This is a genomic window from Bacillus sp. PPSBB_2, from assembly GCF_045291115.1.
Classification (GTDB): domain Bacteria; phylum Bacillota; class Bacilli; order Bacillales; family Bacillaceae_G; genus Bacillus_A; species Bacillus_A cereus.
Map to the genome: position 1 here is coordinate 533064 of NZ_CP147983.1, position 14553 is coordinate 547616.

Below are 14553 nucleotides of genomic sequence, written 5' to 3' on the forward strand. Positions count from 1 at the left end.
TCGCGGGGTGGAGCAGCACGGTAGCTCGTCGGGCTCATAACCCGAAGGTCGCAGGTTCAAATCCTGTCCCCGCAACCAAATGGTCCCGTGGTGTAGTGGTTAACATGCCTGCCTGTCACGCAGGAGATCGCCGGTTCGACCCCGGTCGGGACCGCCATTTTAATAAGGCTCGGTAGCTCAGTCGGTAGAGCAGAGGACTGAAAATCCTCGTGTCGGCGGTTCGATTCCGTCCCGAGCCACCATTTATTTTAATAAAATACGCCGGCTTAGCTCAATTGGTAGAGCAACTGACTTGTAATCAGTAGGTTGGGGGTTCAAGTCCTCTAGCCGGCACCATGTAAGTTTCGGAGGGGTAGCGAAGTGGCTAAACGCGGCGGACTGTAAATCCGCTCCTTCGGGTTCGGCAGTTCGAATCTGCCCCCCTCCACCATTTACATAGGGGCATAGTTTAAAGGTAGAACTGAGGTCTCCAAAACCTCCAGTGTGGGTTCGATTCCTACTGCCCCTGCCAAATATATTTACACAACATGGCGGTTGTGGCGAAGTGGTTAACGCACCGGATTGTGGCTCCGGCATTCGTGGGTTCGATTCCCATCAGTCGCCCCATTTTTATTTTAAAAATTACAAATAATCTAATGGATACTTACATATAATTAAGTAAGAATTCGATGGGCTATAGCCAAGCGGTAAGGCAACGGACTTTGACTCCGTCATGCGCTGGTTCGAATCCAGCTAGCCCAGCCATTTTTGCGGAAGTAGTTCAGTGGTAGAATACAACCTTGCCAAGGTTGGGGTCGCGGGTTCGAATCCCGTCTTCCGCTCCAATAAAATTTAATATGGCGGCATAGCCAAGTGGTAAGGCAGAGGTCTGCAAAACCTTTATCACCGGTTCAAATCCGGTTGCCGCCTTTTCTTTTGTGCCGATGTGGCGGAATTGGCAGACGCGCACGACTCAAAATCGTGTTCCTTCGGGAGTGTCGGTTCGACCCCGACCATCGGTATCATGAACGGCGTAATAAAAGACTCTACACCAAATGTGTAGAGTCTTTTTATGTTTTCATCACACTATAAAATAAGCAAAAATGGTGTGTTGGTGAAATGGTTATAAATGATTAAGGTAAACTTATTCATTTAGTACATGCGATACAGTTGGGGAAAACTACAAAACAATAAAGGGATAAATTTTTATCCCTTTATATAATTTCATTATTTTATAGAGAATTTCTCCAACCTGGTGACATGAAGTTAAATCCGACGCCACCAGTAGATATTAGTACATGATCAGCTGTTAATTTCGTAATTTCTAAGAACTTCTTTTCAAACTCTTCTCTGTTGTATTTGTACATAGTTGAGTGGCATGACCACATGTGCGTTGAAGTACTCAACCAGTCTCCTAATTCCTTTAATTCAGGAAACGACTCAAATCGAATTGGTTCATCTAATTTCATGAATCTCACTTGATAGATAGTTGGGTTTAATTTTTCTCCTATTCCTTTAAAAGCATGTGATTTTTTGCCTTTTGAATGTGTCATAATTCACCCTCCATCTTTTCTTCAAATTTTTTCCTATTTTTATTATACAACAATAGAAAACAATTATGGGAATAATATGGAAATCGGTATTAGCAATATAAAAAGACACTAACAGAAATGTTAGAGTCTTTTTGTTAAATTATACTATGTGCTTCTAAAATTCGTAATAAACGTAGGAATTCATGTATAATATAACTTGTCGAAAGAACAAAATGATAGTGATTTATATTATGTCTGTAATATGAATCAAAAATGAACTTTTTATATTTCTTTTAAAAATGTGTTGAACACACATTATATTTCATATTAATATTTTTATGTAGATTTAAAACGGGAAAGAGAGTGGAAAGTATGGGCCGTAAATGGAACAATATTAAAGACAAAAAAGCATCAAAAGATGCAAATACAAGCCGTATATACGCGAAATTTGGGCGTGAAATTTATGTGGCAGCAAAACAAGGCGAGCCAGATCCAGAATCAAACCAAGCACTAAGAGTTGTATTAGAGCGTGCGAAAACATACAATGTTCCAAGAACAATTATTGATCGTGCAGTTGAAAAAGCAAAAGGCGGTTCAGAAGAAAATTATGACGAGCTTCGTTATGAAGGATTCGGACCAAATGGAGCTATGGTTATTGTAGATACACTTACAAATAACGTAAACCGTACTGCAGCAGATGTACGAGCTGCATTTAGCAAAAACAGTGGTAATATGGGTGTGAACGGTTCTGTAGCTTACATGTTTGATGCGACAGCTGTTATCGGCCTTGAAGGTAAAACATCAGATGAAGTTCTTGAAATTTTAATGGAAGCAGATGTAGATGCACGTGACATTCTAGAAGAAGAAGATTCTGTTATCGTGTATGCTGAACCAGATCAATTTCATGCAGTACAATCTGCACTTAAAGGTGCTGGCGTTGAGGAGTTTACAGTTGCAGAATTAACAATGCTTGCACAAAGTGATGTAACACTTCCTGAAGATGCTCAAGCACAATTTGAGAAAATGGTTGATGCATTAGAAGATTTAGAAGATGTTCAACAAGTTTATCACAACGTAGACTTAGGAGAGTAATACGATAGATGACCCTTTTCGCTTAGCGGATAGGGTCTTTTTTATGAAGTTAATTAAGGTGATGAAGTATTAAAGGTATTTTGTTGTAGGTAGGGAATATGATTATAGGGATATATAAAATATTCATTATCTCTAGGAGGCTTAATATGGAACATAAGACACCAAAGCATATCGTTGCTGTAGCAGGTTATTTAACAAATGAAAAAAATGAAGTGTTATTAGCAAAAGTGCACTGGCGAGCTGATACGTGGGAGTTGCCAGGAGGACAGGTAGAAGAAGGCGAAGCGCTCGATCAAGTTGTCTGTAGGGAAATAAAAGAGGAAACAGGGTTAACGGTGAAGCCTATCGGAATTACAGGCGTTTATTATAATACTTCTATGCATATTCTAGCTGTTGTTTTTAAAGTAGCATATATAAGTGGTGAAATAAAAATTCAACCTGAAGAAATACAAGAGGCTAAATTTGTTGATTTAAATGAAGAGAACATAGATGAGTATATAACGCGTCCTCATATGAAATCCAGAACGCTTGATGCAATGAGAGCAACACATTTTATTCCGTATGAAACGTGGGAAGTACAGCCGTATAATTTAATAGGAAGATTGTAAAGAAAAGAGTAGCCGATTTGAGATACATTCGAATCACTACTCTTTTTTTGTATACTGTTTAAGAAAAAGGTCAAAATAATAATAGCACTAGTATTGATTTGAGAAACATTTGTTCTGTATAATAAATCTATATGTTATATACATTTAGATTACTAGATAGTCAAAAGTATATATATTTGTAGATGATATAATTAAAGTGTAAAGTGAAAATATAATAGTCTTAAGGGTTTCTCTATTATTGGTTATTCGTACTTTAACATAACCTATATTCAATATTTCAGATGAATAGTAGATAAAAAAATACTGTGATACAATACTTTTTTATCCCACTATTTGCTGGGCAGTAAGCCTGATTGATGAGGGCTCATTAAAGTTTCACTTTATACCTTACAATGATGTAAGGTACGTGTAAGAGAAATCGATGGGATATTTTTTTACAACAATGTATTCTTAAAGTAAGAGTTATATGCTGTGTGGAAAAGAGGTGTTCAAGATGAAAGAACGAGTATTATCTAGGGTGAACTATCATCAAAAAGTTGCATTAAATCCAATGACTAAACTTTTTTATAAAGCCATCATATTATTATTATTGTTAAGTTGTACGTTATTATTCATTGGAAATGTAATGATTGAGAAAAGTGATATTAGTAAATTACATGTACCGGCTAAGTTAGAGGTGCCAGAATCATTAACATATGCATTTATTGCGACAGAAGATAAAAGATTTTATCATCATAACGGTTTAGATTATATAGCAATTATTAGGGCATCTGTTGAGAATATAAAGGCTGGTGGTGTCGTGCAAGGAGGAAGTACAATTACACAGCAGCTATCTAAAAATGCCTTTTTAACGAATGAACGTACATTTTCTCGGAAGTGGAAAGAGATTTTTTATACGAAAAAAATTGAACGCACATTTACGAAGGATGAAATTTTAAAATTATATGTAAGTAATATTTATTATGGAGAAGGAGCATGGGGAATTGAAAAAGCAGCAAACCTTTACTTCGGTAAAAAGGTGAACCAATTAACGTTGGCTGAAAGTGCAATGATGGCTGCTGTAGTAAAAGCACCTGCTTATTACTCACCTGCACAAAATTATGATAAAGCAGTAGAGAGACGTAATGTCGTTTTGAGACTAATGGAGAAAGAAGGCTATATAAGCCATGATGAGTATGTTCAAGCAGTTAGTGAGAAATTGGTAATTCGTCATGATATAAAAATAGAGCAGTCGATGTTAAATAGCGCGCGTAAAAAAGCAGTAAGTTAAGAGAAGTTCCTACAGAGGAGCTTCTTTTTTTGAATAAATTGTGACAAATTGTGACACAATATCGTCACAATTATTGTGTTTTTGTAATTTATGTGAGCGTGTTCATTGCGTGACGTATATAAGTGTTGATATTATGTGTATTGTGTACAATGCTGTATACAGAATATGAATTTAAAGAGGAATGTATATGAAATCAAATAAACTCATGGCTCTTGGTATAGTTTTTTCTATCGCAGTATTAATTGTAATTGGAACAATTGCGTATAGCATCATAAATGACAAAAAAGATAAAGGGAATGAGATGTTTGCTTATTCTACGCAACAATCTTTAGGGAAAGATGATGCTCCAGTTAAGGTAGTTGAATTTGGAGACTTTAAATGTCCTGCTTGTCGTACTTGGGATGTAACAGTATTACCTCGATTAAAAGAAGAGTATATTGATAAAGGCAAAGTGCAGTTATACTTTATTAACTTCCCATTTATTGGAAAAGACTCAGATTTAGGTGCAGCAGCTGGTGAAGCAATTTATAAACAAGATAAAGATTCATTCTGGATCTTCTATGATGAGATCTATCAAAATCAAAAGAAAGATACAGAAGAATGGATTACAGAAGATTTGCTTCTTAGCATTGTGAAAGAGAAACTGCCGAAAGTTAATTTAGAGCAATTTAAGAAAGATTTACACAGTAAAGACATTAAAGAAAAAGTAAGTAAAGATTCAGATCGTGCTCAAAAATTAAAAGTTCAAGGTGCTCCTTCTGTATATGTAAACGGAAATCTTGCAAATCCTGATTTTGATAGTATGAAGAAGGCAATTGATAAAGAATTGAAAAAGTGATGAGGTCTCTCATCACTTTTTCGACTTTTTTCGATAAAATTCTTGCCTCTACTTTTTTTACATGCTATACTACTTTACATAAGTTATTCTAATATCTTATATGTAATTCATATTTGCGGGTGTAGTTTAGTGGTAAAACAAGAGCCTTCCAAGCTCTGGTCGAGAGTTCGATTCTCTTCACCCGCTCCAAATTTTATTAAATGTTTTTCTATAAATTGTGATCAACGCAGTGTTTCGTTTCCGAGATAAACGAGGCATTGCGTTTTTTAATGTTTGAAAAATATAATTACATGCGAAAATAGAAGTAAATAATAGTATTCCAAACGTGAATTACTAACCAATAGAGTGGTTACATAAGGGGTGGATTCATCTGAGGAGGCGATTAAGAGTGGATTTTGAACAATTAAAGCAAGATGTAATTGCGTATAGTAAAACAATTGGCATAGATAAAATAGGCTTTGCGAGCGCTTCTCCTTTTGAGGAATTAAAGCAGCGCTTAATCCAGCAACAACAATTAAATTATCAATCTGGATTTGAAGAGCCTGATATAGAGAAGAGAACGAATCCGCAACTGTTATTACCGGGTGCTAAATCAATTATTGCGATTGCTTTAGCATATCCTTCAAAATTAAAAAATGCACCATTAAGTAAGCGTGGAGAACGCCGTGGGATTTTTTGTCGTGCTTCTTGGGGACAAGATTATCATCTTGTTTTACGAGATCGTTTGCAAAAATTAGAGGCATATTTAATTGAAAAACTTCCCGATATAGAAGTGAAGTCCATGGTTGATACAGGTGAATTAAGTGATCGAGCTGTATCAGAGCGTGCTGGTATTGGATGGAGCGGTAAAAACTGCTCTATTATTACACCTGAATTTGGTTCGTTCGTATACTTAGGGGAAATGATTACAAATGTTTCATTCCCGCCAGATAAGCCGATAGAAGATCAATGCGGGGGCTGTACGAAATGTATCGATATTTGTCCTACCGGTGCTTTAATACAGGGGGGACAGTTAGATTCGAAGAAGTGCATTGCGTTTTTAACACAAACGAAAGGATTCCTACCTGAAGAATATCGCGATAAAATAGGAAATCGCATATATGGATGTGATACGTGTCAGACTGTTTGTCCGAAAAACAAAGGAATGGATTTTCATAATCATCCTGAGATGGAGCCGGATCCTGAGCTAGTTAAACCATTATTAACGCCACTTTTAACAATTAGTAATCGTGATTTTAAAGAGAAATATGGGATTATGTCAGGGTCATGGAGAGGGAAAAAGCCACTGCAAAGAAATGCGATTTTAGCATTAGCACATTTTAAAGAAGCATCGGCAATTCCTGATTTAATTGGTGTTATGAAAGATGACCCAAGACCGGTACTACGCGGAACGGCAGCATGGGCACTTGGGAAAATTGGCGGAGATGGAGTAGGCGAAGCGATTGAGAAAGCGATGGAACGTGAGAAAGATGAAGAAGTGCTTCATGAAATGAATCGCGGGCTTGAATTGTTAGCACAGAAAAAAGAGTAGATAATATTTCCCTTTTTCATATTGTAATATGGGAGGGAGACAGAATGGTTGTAAAAACGAAGATTGAAAACCAAGTACAACAATTTTTAGCATATATAACGGAGAAAAGAACGAATGTGGATGGTATTGCTGAGGATTTATTACAAATGGCACTGAGAAAGAAACAATTGTTTCAAAGGCGTAGTGCACATATAGTGAAAGCAACTGCGGATGTTTCTTTTATTAGACAATTAAATAGTAATGACCATCAAGAAATTGATTATCAAATACATTTTAAATATTTAATTAAGCATAAAGAATTATTTTATATTGAAGAGGAACAATTAAAACGAAGAGTTTGTTTAAATAATAGTCGAATTATAGGCGATTCTGCTATTGAAGTGTCAGAAGAAATTAGAATGGGTGAGACATTAGAAAGGGATATTACGAAAGAGAAGTACGGTTCTTATCAGTATAATCGTTTAGAGGCAGTGAAATATGCAGAGCGTTGGTGGGATGACCGGAATCCTATGTATCGTAATTTCCCTGATAATTGTACGAATTTCATTTCTCAATGTCTTCATACTGGAGAAGTACCTATGAACGGGTATCCTAATATTCGTAAAGGATGGTGGCAAAGGGAGAATCAGTGGAGTTGGAGCTGGGCTGTTGCACATTCTTTTTATTGGTATTTGTCAGGTGCTACAACAGGACTTCGAGCAGAGGCGGTAGAGAGGCCAGAAGAACTTATTCTTGGAGATGTCATTGCTTATGATTTCGAGGATGACGGAAGATGGAATCATACGACGATTGTGGTAGCAAAAGATGCAGATGGTATGCCGCTTGTAAATGCACATTCAGCGAATAGCCGTCGACGTTATTGGAACTATGAAGACTCTAGTAAATATACACCACAAATGAAATATAAATTCTTTCATATTATTAATGGGTAGAGATTTTTCGCTCAAGTGGTATAATACGTAGTAGACAAAAAACAGAGGTGAATATCGCGTGGGAGTACATGTTGTTTTATATCAGCCAGAAATTCCAGCAAATACAGGGAATATTGCTCGTACTTGTGCAGCAACTGGAACAGAATTACATTTGATTAGACCGCTTGGATTTTCAACGGATGATAAAATGTTAAAGCGTGCAGGATTAGATTATTGGCAGCACGTAAAAATTACGTATTATGATTCAATTGAAGAATTTTATGAAAAAAATAAAGACGGTGAATTCTTCTATTTAACAAAGTATGGCGAGAAAGCTCATACAGCGTTTGACTATAGCAAGCGTGAGAAGGATTACTATTTTGTATTTGGAAGAGAAACAAACGGCTTACCAGCTAATGTAATCGAAGAAAACTTTGATCATTGTTTACGTATTCCAATGACAGATAAAGTACGTTCATTAAATTTATCTAATACAGCAGCAATTTTAATTTATGAAGCGTTCCGTCAACAAAATTACCCTGGATTAGATTTAGAAATCGTTTATTAAAAGTCGCCATATGGCGACTTTTTTTTATAAAATAAAAATAATATATAATCATACATTTAAAAGAGAGGACATAATCATATAGAATGGGATATATGATTAAAAATAGATAAGACGGGTTGAGATAAATATGAAGGAAGAATATAGTAATCAAAATACCTTTTTAAGTATGATAGATATGGATTTAATTAGACAAGGATTATTACATGCTATTCAAGATTTAGTATTCATATTGAAAGTTATTGATAATGAAACGTTTCAATATATGTATGTGAATAAAATAGGAATGGATTATGCTAGGTTAAGCGAAGAGTGCTATGGAAAAACTTTTGCAGAAGTATTACCAAAAGATATAGCGGGGATATTGCAAAGGCAATATGCAAAAGTAGTGAGAGAAGCGAAAGCACACACCTTTTGTGATGTAGTCAATTTACCAAAAGGTGAGATACATTATGAATCTTCACTTAATCCTGTCTGCGACGAAGAAGGAATATGTCAATTTGTTATTTGTATTACAAGAGATATTACAGCTCAAATTGAGGAGAAGACAAAGATAGAGGAAAAACAAATGTTATTTAAGTCGTTACTGGAATATAATAATGACTCAATTATATCTATAGATTCTATAGGGAGAGTTACATATGCAAATCCGGCAACGTATGAAATATTTGGATACCGGTATGAGGAATTAAATAATAAATTTATTTTTGAATTCATTAATAAAGAATATGAAAAAGATTTTCAAATTATATTTAAGGGATCGATGCAAGGAAAAGCAAAACAAATTGTTTCAAAGAAATATGTTCATAAAGAAGGGTACGAGCTATATATTTCTTTGAGAACTATCCCGATTATTGTGAACGGTGAAATTGTTGGGATTTATATTGTTACGAGAGATGTTACAAGGCAAGTATTAAACGAAATGCGAACAGAATATTTAGCTTACTATGACCAGTTAACGGGATTAATGAATAGAATTTCATGTACAAATAAGTTAAATACTTTTTTAAATGAGAGTGTAAATTTTGCACTTGTATTTATAGATTTAGATGAGTTTCATCGTATTAATGATACATTTGGTCATAAAGAGGGAGATAAAGTATTACAAAAAGTTACAGAATGTTTAAGCAATCTAAAAATAGAAGATATGCACTTATTTAGAGAACACGATGATCAATTTGTTATGTTGATAGAAAATATAACGAAAGAATATGTAGAGGAAGTTGCAAAAAGCATACTGAAAAATATTAGTGAATATTTTGTAATCGAAGAAGAAGATGTATATTTAAGTGCATCAATTGGAATTGTAATGGCTCCAGCAGATGGAGAAGATGAAAAAATACTATTTCAGAGGGTCGATGCTGCTTTAAAAAAAGCAAAAGAAAAAGGAAAAGGACATTATCATTTTTATTGTAGTGGATTAGACTGTGAGCGTGAACAAAGGTTTATAATAGAAAACCAGTTACATCGTGCTATAGAAAAAAATGAATTTTTCTTATATTATCAGCCACAAATTAATATTGAAACGAAAAAAATAGCTAGTATGGAAGCTTTAATAAGGTGGGAGAATAAGGAATTAGGATTTGTTTCTCCAAACCAATTTATTCCGTTGGCAGAAAGAACAGGGTTTATTATTAAGCTCGATGAATGGGTAGTAAATCAAGTGTGTCAGCAACTGCGCGAATGGTTAAATAAAGGATATGAAGTGGTCCCAATTGCGGTTAATATTTCAGCTAGACACTTTCGTTCTATTACATTAATAGAGATGATTACACGGGCTTTAAATAAGTACAATGTATCAGCTCATTTATTAGCGATAGAGGTTACAGAAGGAGCTCTTATACATAAAGATATATCAAAGAGAGTGTTACTACAATTAAAAGAACAAAATTTAAAGATTCATTTAGATGATTTTGGAACAGGCTATTCATCTTTAAGTTATTTAAAAACATATCCAATTGATACTTTAAAAATTGATCGTTCTTTTATGGAAGGTATACATATAGATGAACGTGATACGAATGTTACAGCTGCAATTATTCATTTAGCTCATACTTTAGAATTGAATATAATTGCAGAAGGAGTAGAAAAAAAGGAGCAAATACAGTTTTTGAAAGAAAAGAATGTGAAGCTTGTACAAGGTTATTATTATAGCCGACCACTATCCAAATATGATATGGAAAATATGTATTATAAATAAAAAAATGATGTGCTAAAAGCACATCATTTTTTATGTGTACCTGGTTTGTCATTGTAACCGGATGTAAAAATAGCTGTAAGAAATGTGAGTGATACACCTAAAATTAATAATAATTTCATACTAATATCCTCCTTACTTTTTTCGGTTCATGAGTTTTATTTATTATCCAAAATGTATGTAAGGTTCTTAGAAGAAAAGAATTTATTTATAATGAATAGCAGTGTAAAAATGTTAATACCTATATTATACAGAATTTTCTTTGAATTTTGGAGAGAATTTTAGCGTGCTATTATATATTTCGTTTTGATTTAAAGAATGTTTAAGGACATCCTAGCATACCTTTTATAATAATCCGATTGAACAAGGAGATGGGGGAGGAGCTATAATGGATATTCTAAAAAAGATTGAACAGCATCGAGCAGCAGAAGAACGTTTACAATGGGAAGGTACGTTTGCGGAGTATTTGGAGCTTGTGAAAGAAAGACCATGGGTGGCTCAAACAGCACACTCTCGCATTTACAATATGATAAAAGACGCTGGAATTGAAGAAGTTGATGGTAGAAGAAAGTATAATTTCTTTAGTAATCAGCTCTTTGGATTAGAGGATGCTCTAGAACGTCTTGTAGAGGAATATTTTCATCCATCTGCAAAACGATTAGATGTTAGAAAAAGAATTTTATTATTAATGGGTCCTGTTAGTGGAGGGAAATCAACGTTAGTTACAATGTTGAAACGAGGATTAGAAACATATTCAAGAACAGATCGCGGAGCAATTTTTGCAATTAAAGGATGCCCAATGCACGAGGATCCACTGCATTTAATTCCACATCATTTACGAGATGATTTCTTTAATGAGTATGGGGTTAGAATTGAAGGGAATTTATCACCACTAAATGTCATGCGTTTAGAGCAAGAATACGGATCAAGAATTGAGGATGTAGTTGTAGAGCGTATTTTCTTCTCTGAAGATCGCCGTACAGGGATTGGTACATTTAGTCCGTCTGATCCAAAATCACAGGATATTGCAGATTTAACAGGTAGTCTGGACTTTTCTACGATTGCAGAATATGGTTCAGAATCAGATCCACGTGCGTATCGATTTGATGGAGAATTAAATAAGGCAAACCGAGGAATGATGGAGTTCCAAGAGATGTTAAAATGCGATGAGAAGTTTTTATGGCACTTATTATCGCTTACGCAAGAAGGGAATTTCAAAGCGGGAAGATTTGCGCTTATTTCAGCAGATGAATTAATTGTAGCGCATACGAATGAAACAGAGTATCGCTCATTTATAGCAAATAAGAAAAATGAAGCATTGCACTCAAGAATTATTGTAATGCCAGTTCCTTATAATTTACGAGTAAGTGAAGAAGAACATATTTATGAAAAAATGATTCGTGAAAGTGATGTATCGAATGTTCACATTGCACCACACACACTTCGCGTTGCAGCAATGTTCACTATTTTAACTCGTTTAAAAGATCCGAAGCGTCCGGATATTGATTTAATTAAAAAGATGCGTTTGTATGATGGAGAAACGGTAGAAGGTTATAATGCGATTGATGTAGAAGAATTACAACGCGAATATCAAGATGAAGGTATGAAGGGTATTGATCCTCGTTATGTCATTAACCGAATTTCGTCTACAATCATTCGAAAAGAGGTACCATCTATTAACGCGTTAGATGTACTTAGATCTTTAAAAGATGGGCTAGATCAGCATCCATCCATTAGTAATGAAGACCGTGAACGTTACATGAACTTCATCTCATTAGCGAGAAAAGAATACGATGAAATCGCGAAGAAAGAAGTACAAAAAGCGTTTGTTTATTCATATGAAGAATCAGCTAAGACGCTTATGGATAATTACTTAGATAACGTTGAGGCGTACTGCAATAAATCGAAATTACGTGATCCCTTAACAGGAGAAGAAATGAGTCCAGATGAAAAATTAATGCGCTCAATTGAAGAGCAAATTGGAATTTCAGAAAATGCTAAGAAAGCGTTCCGTGAAGAGATTTTAATTCGCATTTCTGCTTATGCCCGTAAAGGAAAACGTTTTGATTATAATTCACATGAACGTCTTCGTGAAGCGATTCAGAAAAAACTATTTGCTGATTTAAAAGATATAGTGAAAATTACAACATCAACGAAAACGCCGGACGAAAATCAGCTTAAGAAAATCAATGATGTTGTTGCGCGTTTAATTGATGAGCATGGCTATAATTCTTCTTCAGCAAATGAATTACTACGCTATGTAGGTAGCTTGTTAAACAGATAGTTTGATAACAAAACGCTGTCTCTTGTATTTTGCGGGACAGCGTTTTATTATCCGTTCATATGTGTATAAAGTGTCATACCTTGTCCAAATGTAATAAATTAAGATGCAATTTTATGAATTTATTGTCAATTATTTTTACAATATGCATATGATAGAGTAACCAACCATTCATACGAAAAAAGCCAACACAATACAATATGTTGCAAAGTAAAAATGTGTGCAACAATGCATTGTGTTTCTTTCTTATCAGTGGCTGAATATTTCTTTCTATTTATGTGAGTGGCAAAATTTTGTTTAGGATGCTCGGGGTATTGTATGAAAAACGTTATAAATGTTTATGGGATGATTTTCTGTGGGCAGTTACCTTTCAAATATTCTAGCTTGCATATTACAGAACAAAATTTATAGATTGCTGTTCATACAGGAAGACAATTACAGTAAGGAGGGAAAGGAATGGGCGAAGAAAATCAACCAAATTATACGATTTCACAGGAAAACTGGTCCCTCCATCGCAAAGGATATGACGACCAACAGCGCCATCAAGAAAAAGTACAAGAGGCAATTAAGAATAATTTACCCGATCTTGTAACAGAAGAAAGTATAGTTATGTCTAATGGCAAGGATGTTGTAAAAATACCAATTCGTTCTCTAGATGAATATAAGATTAGATACAATTATGATAAAAATAAACATGTTGGGCAAGGAAACGGTGACAGCAAAGTTGGTGATGTCGTTGCGAGAGATGGATCAGGTGGTCAAAAACAAAAAGGGCCAGGAAAAGGGCAAGGAGCAGGAGATGCAGCTGGGGAAGATTACTATGAAGCTGAAGTCTCTATTTTAGAATTAGAGCAAGCGTTTTTCAGAGAGTTAGAACTGCCTAATTTAAAGAGAAAAGAAATGGATGAAAACCGGATTGAACATGTTGAATTTAATGACATTAGAAAAACAGGATTATGGGGAAATATCGATAAGAAACGAACAATGATATCCGCATATAAACGAAATGCGATGGGTGGTAAAGCATCTTTTCATCCAATTCATCAAGAAGACTTAAAGTTCCGCACTTGGAATGAAGTATTAAAGCCAGATTCAAAAGCTGTTGTATTAGCGATGATGGATACGAGTGGATCGATGGGAATATGGGAGAAATATATGGCACGTAGCTTCTTTTTCTGGATGACAAGATTTTTACGCACAAAGTATGAAACAGTTGATATTGAATTTATTGCTCATCATACAGAAGCGAAAGTCGTTACAGAAGAAGAATTTTTCTCAAAAGGAGAAAGTGGCGGAACAATATGTTCCTCCGTATATAAAAAAGCATTAGAACTTATCGATAATAAATATTCACCAGACCGCTATAATATTTATCCATTCCATTTTTCAGATGGTGATAATTTAACATCAGATAATGCTAGATGTGTAAAGCTTGTTGAAGAGCTAATGAAGAAGTGTAATATGTTTGGGTATGGGGAAGTGAACCAGTACAACCGCCATAGTACACTTATGTCAGCCTATAAAAATATTAAAGATGATAATTTCAGATATTATATTTTAAAGCAAAAAGCAGACGTATTTCATGCGATGAAAAGCTTTTTTAGAGAAGAATCAGGTGAGAAAATGGCATAACCTCTTTTAAAGAGGTTCTTTTTTTGTAAACTTTTTATTTTTTCAGTTGACAATGATAATGAAAATCATTATCATTTATTCGAGAAATGATTACATTTCGAATTATATATTTCGGAG

Annotated in this window: 11 protein-coding genes and 12 tRNA genes; 22 read left to right on the forward strand and 1 reads right to left on the reverse strand. The window is 34.7% G+C overall.

Annotated elements, in window-relative coordinates:
* Position 1: 1 nt before the first annotated feature.
* From V6946_RS02610 to V6946_RS02660, 11 genes are all read left to right on the forward strand, one after another.
* Positions 2–78, forward strand: a tRNA-Met gene (locus V6946_RS02610).
* A gap of 3 nt (positions 79–81) precedes the next feature.
* Positions 82–157: transfer RNA gene (locus V6946_RS02615), tRNA-Asp, on the forward strand.
* 9 nt (positions 158–166) lie between these two features.
* Positions 167–242 (forward strand) — tRNA-Phe (locus V6946_RS02620).
* A gap of 18 nt (positions 243–260) precedes the next feature.
* Positions 261–336 (forward strand) — tRNA-Thr (locus V6946_RS02625).
* A gap of 10 nt (positions 337–346) precedes the next feature.
* Positions 347–430 (forward strand) — tRNA-Tyr (locus V6946_RS02630).
* A 7-nt stretch (positions 431–437) separates the two neighbouring features.
* Positions 438–511, forward strand: a tRNA-Trp gene (locus V6946_RS02635).
* A 19-nt stretch (positions 512–530) separates the two neighbouring features.
* Positions 531–606 (forward strand) — tRNA-His (locus V6946_RS02640).
* A gap of 63 nt (positions 607–669) precedes the next feature.
* A tRNA-Gln gene (locus V6946_RS02645) sits at positions 670–744 on the forward strand.
* 5 nt (positions 745–749) lie between these two features.
* Positions 750–824, forward strand: a tRNA-Gly gene (locus V6946_RS02650).
* Positions 825–838: 14 nt separating this feature from the next.
* Positions 839–909: transfer RNA gene (locus tag V6946_RS02655), tRNA-Cys, on the forward strand.
* A 10-nt stretch (positions 910–919) separates the two neighbouring features.
* A tRNA-Leu gene (locus tag V6946_RS02660) sits at positions 920–1001 on the forward strand.
* 210 nt (positions 1002–1211) lie between these two features.
* Here V6946_RS02660 and V6946_RS02665 read toward each other — a convergent pair.
* Positions 1212–1532: a DUF3884 family protein gene (locus V6946_RS02665; protein ID WP_006915723.1), complete on the reverse strand. Its 321-nt coding sequence runs from the start codon at positions 1530–1532 to the stop codon at positions 1212–1214.
* 351 nt (positions 1533–1883) lie between these two features.
* Here V6946_RS02665 and V6946_RS02670 point away from each other — a divergent pair, with 351 nt between their 5' ends.
* From V6946_RS02670 to yhbH, 11 genes are all read left to right on the forward strand, one after another.
* The gene (locus V6946_RS02670) at positions 1884–2603 is read left to right on the forward strand and encodes a YebC/PmpR family DNA-binding transcriptional regulator (RefSeq protein ID WP_000532952.1); all 720 of its coding nucleotides are present in this window, start codon (positions 1884–1886) and stop codon (positions 2601–2603) included.
* 146 nt (positions 2604–2749) lie between these two features.
* Entirely contained in the window at positions 2750–3211 is a 462-nt protein-coding gene (locus V6946_RS02675) for an NUDIX hydrolase (RefSeq protein WP_366982108.1), read from the forward strand.
* Positions 3212–3704: 493 nt separating this feature from the next.
* Positions 3705–4481, forward strand: coding sequence for a transglycosylase domain-containing protein (locus V6946_RS02680; RefSeq protein WP_006915721.1), 777 nt, complete (start codon positions 3705–3707; stop codon positions 4479–4481).
* Positions 4482–4668: 187 nt separating this feature from the next.
* Positions 4669–5319, forward strand: a complete 651-nt coding sequence (locus V6946_RS02685; RefSeq protein WP_006915720.1) for a thioredoxin domain-containing protein — start codon at positions 4669–4671, stop codon at positions 5317–5319.
* 115 nt (positions 5320–5434) lie between these two features.
* Positions 5435–5508 (forward strand) — tRNA-Gly (locus tag V6946_RS02690).
* 199 nt (positions 5509–5707) lie between these two features.
* Positions 5708–6850, forward strand: coding sequence for a tRNA epoxyqueuosine(34) reductase QueG (queG, locus tag V6946_RS02695; protein WP_006915718.1), 1143 nt, complete (start codon positions 5708–5710; stop codon positions 6848–6850).
* Between the two features lie 44 nt (positions 6851–6894).
* Positions 6895–7782 carry an amidase domain-containing protein gene (locus V6946_RS02700; protein ID WP_000260591.1) on the forward strand — a complete coding sequence of 296 codons (888 nt, stop codon included), beginning with the start codon at positions 6895–6897 and terminating at the stop codon, positions 7780–7782.
* Between the two features lie 58 nt (positions 7783–7840).
* Positions 7841–8329 (forward strand): tRNA (uridine(34)/cytosine(34)/5-carboxymethylaminomethyluridine(34)-2'-O)-methyltransferase TrmL, encoded by a 489-nt coding sequence (gene trmL / locus V6946_RS02705; RefSeq protein WP_000538147.1) that lies wholly within the window; start codon positions 7841–7843, stop codon positions 8327–8329.
* A gap of 127 nt (positions 8330–8456) precedes the next feature.
* A complete protein-coding gene (locus V6946_RS02710) occupies positions 8457–10526 on the forward strand; it encodes an EAL domain-containing protein (protein ID WP_406622201.1) in 2070 nt (689 codons plus the stop codon).
* A gap of 385 nt (positions 10527–10911) precedes the next feature.
* Entirely contained in the window at positions 10912–12807 is a 1896-nt protein-coding gene (locus tag V6946_RS02715) for a PrkA family serine protein kinase (protein WP_006925087.1), read from the forward strand.
* Positions 12808–13260: 453 nt separating this feature from the next.
* Positions 13261–14436 carry a sporulation protein YhbH gene (gene yhbH / locus V6946_RS02720; protein WP_006925084.1) on the forward strand — a complete coding sequence of 392 codons (1176 nt, stop codon included), beginning with the start codon at positions 13261–13263 and terminating at the stop codon, positions 14434–14436.
* Positions 14437–14553: the final 117 nt, after the last annotated feature.

Excerpts from the sequence above, each read along its gene's own strand:
- V6946_RS02665 (WP_006915723.1), bottom strand. The coding sequence starts at position 1,532 with ATGACACATTCAAAAGGCAAAAAATCACATGCTTTTAAAGGAATAGGA.
- V6946_RS02670 (WP_000532952.1), top strand. The coding sequence starts at position 1,884 with ATGGGCCGTAAATGGAACAATATTAAAGACAAAAAAGCATCAAAAGAT.
- V6946_RS02675 (WP_366982108.1), top strand. The coding sequence starts at position 2,750 with ATGGAACATAAGACACCAAAGCATATCGTTGCTGTAGCAGGTTATTTA.
- V6946_RS02680 (WP_006915721.1), top strand. The coding sequence starts at position 3,705 with ATGAAAGAACGAGTATTATCTAGGGTGAACTATCATCAAAAAGTTGCA.
- V6946_RS02685 (WP_006915720.1), top strand. The coding sequence starts at position 4,669 with ATGAAATCAAATAAACTCATGGCTCTTGGTATAGTTTTTTCTATCGCA.
- V6946_RS02700 (WP_000260591.1), top strand. The coding sequence starts at position 6,895 with ATGGTTGTAAAAACGAAGATTGAAAACCAAGTACAACAATTTTTAGCA.
- V6946_RS02710 (WP_406622201.1), top strand. The coding sequence starts at position 8,457 with ATGAAGGAAGAATATAGTAATCAAAATACCTTTTTAAGTATGATAGAT.
- V6946_RS02715 (WP_006925087.1), top strand. The coding sequence starts at position 10,912 with ATGGATATTCTAAAAAAGATTGAACAGCATCGAGCAGCAGAAGAACGT.
- yhbH (WP_006925084.1), top strand. The coding sequence starts at position 13,261 with ATGGGCGAAGAAAATCAACCAAATTATACGATTTCACAGGAAAACTGG.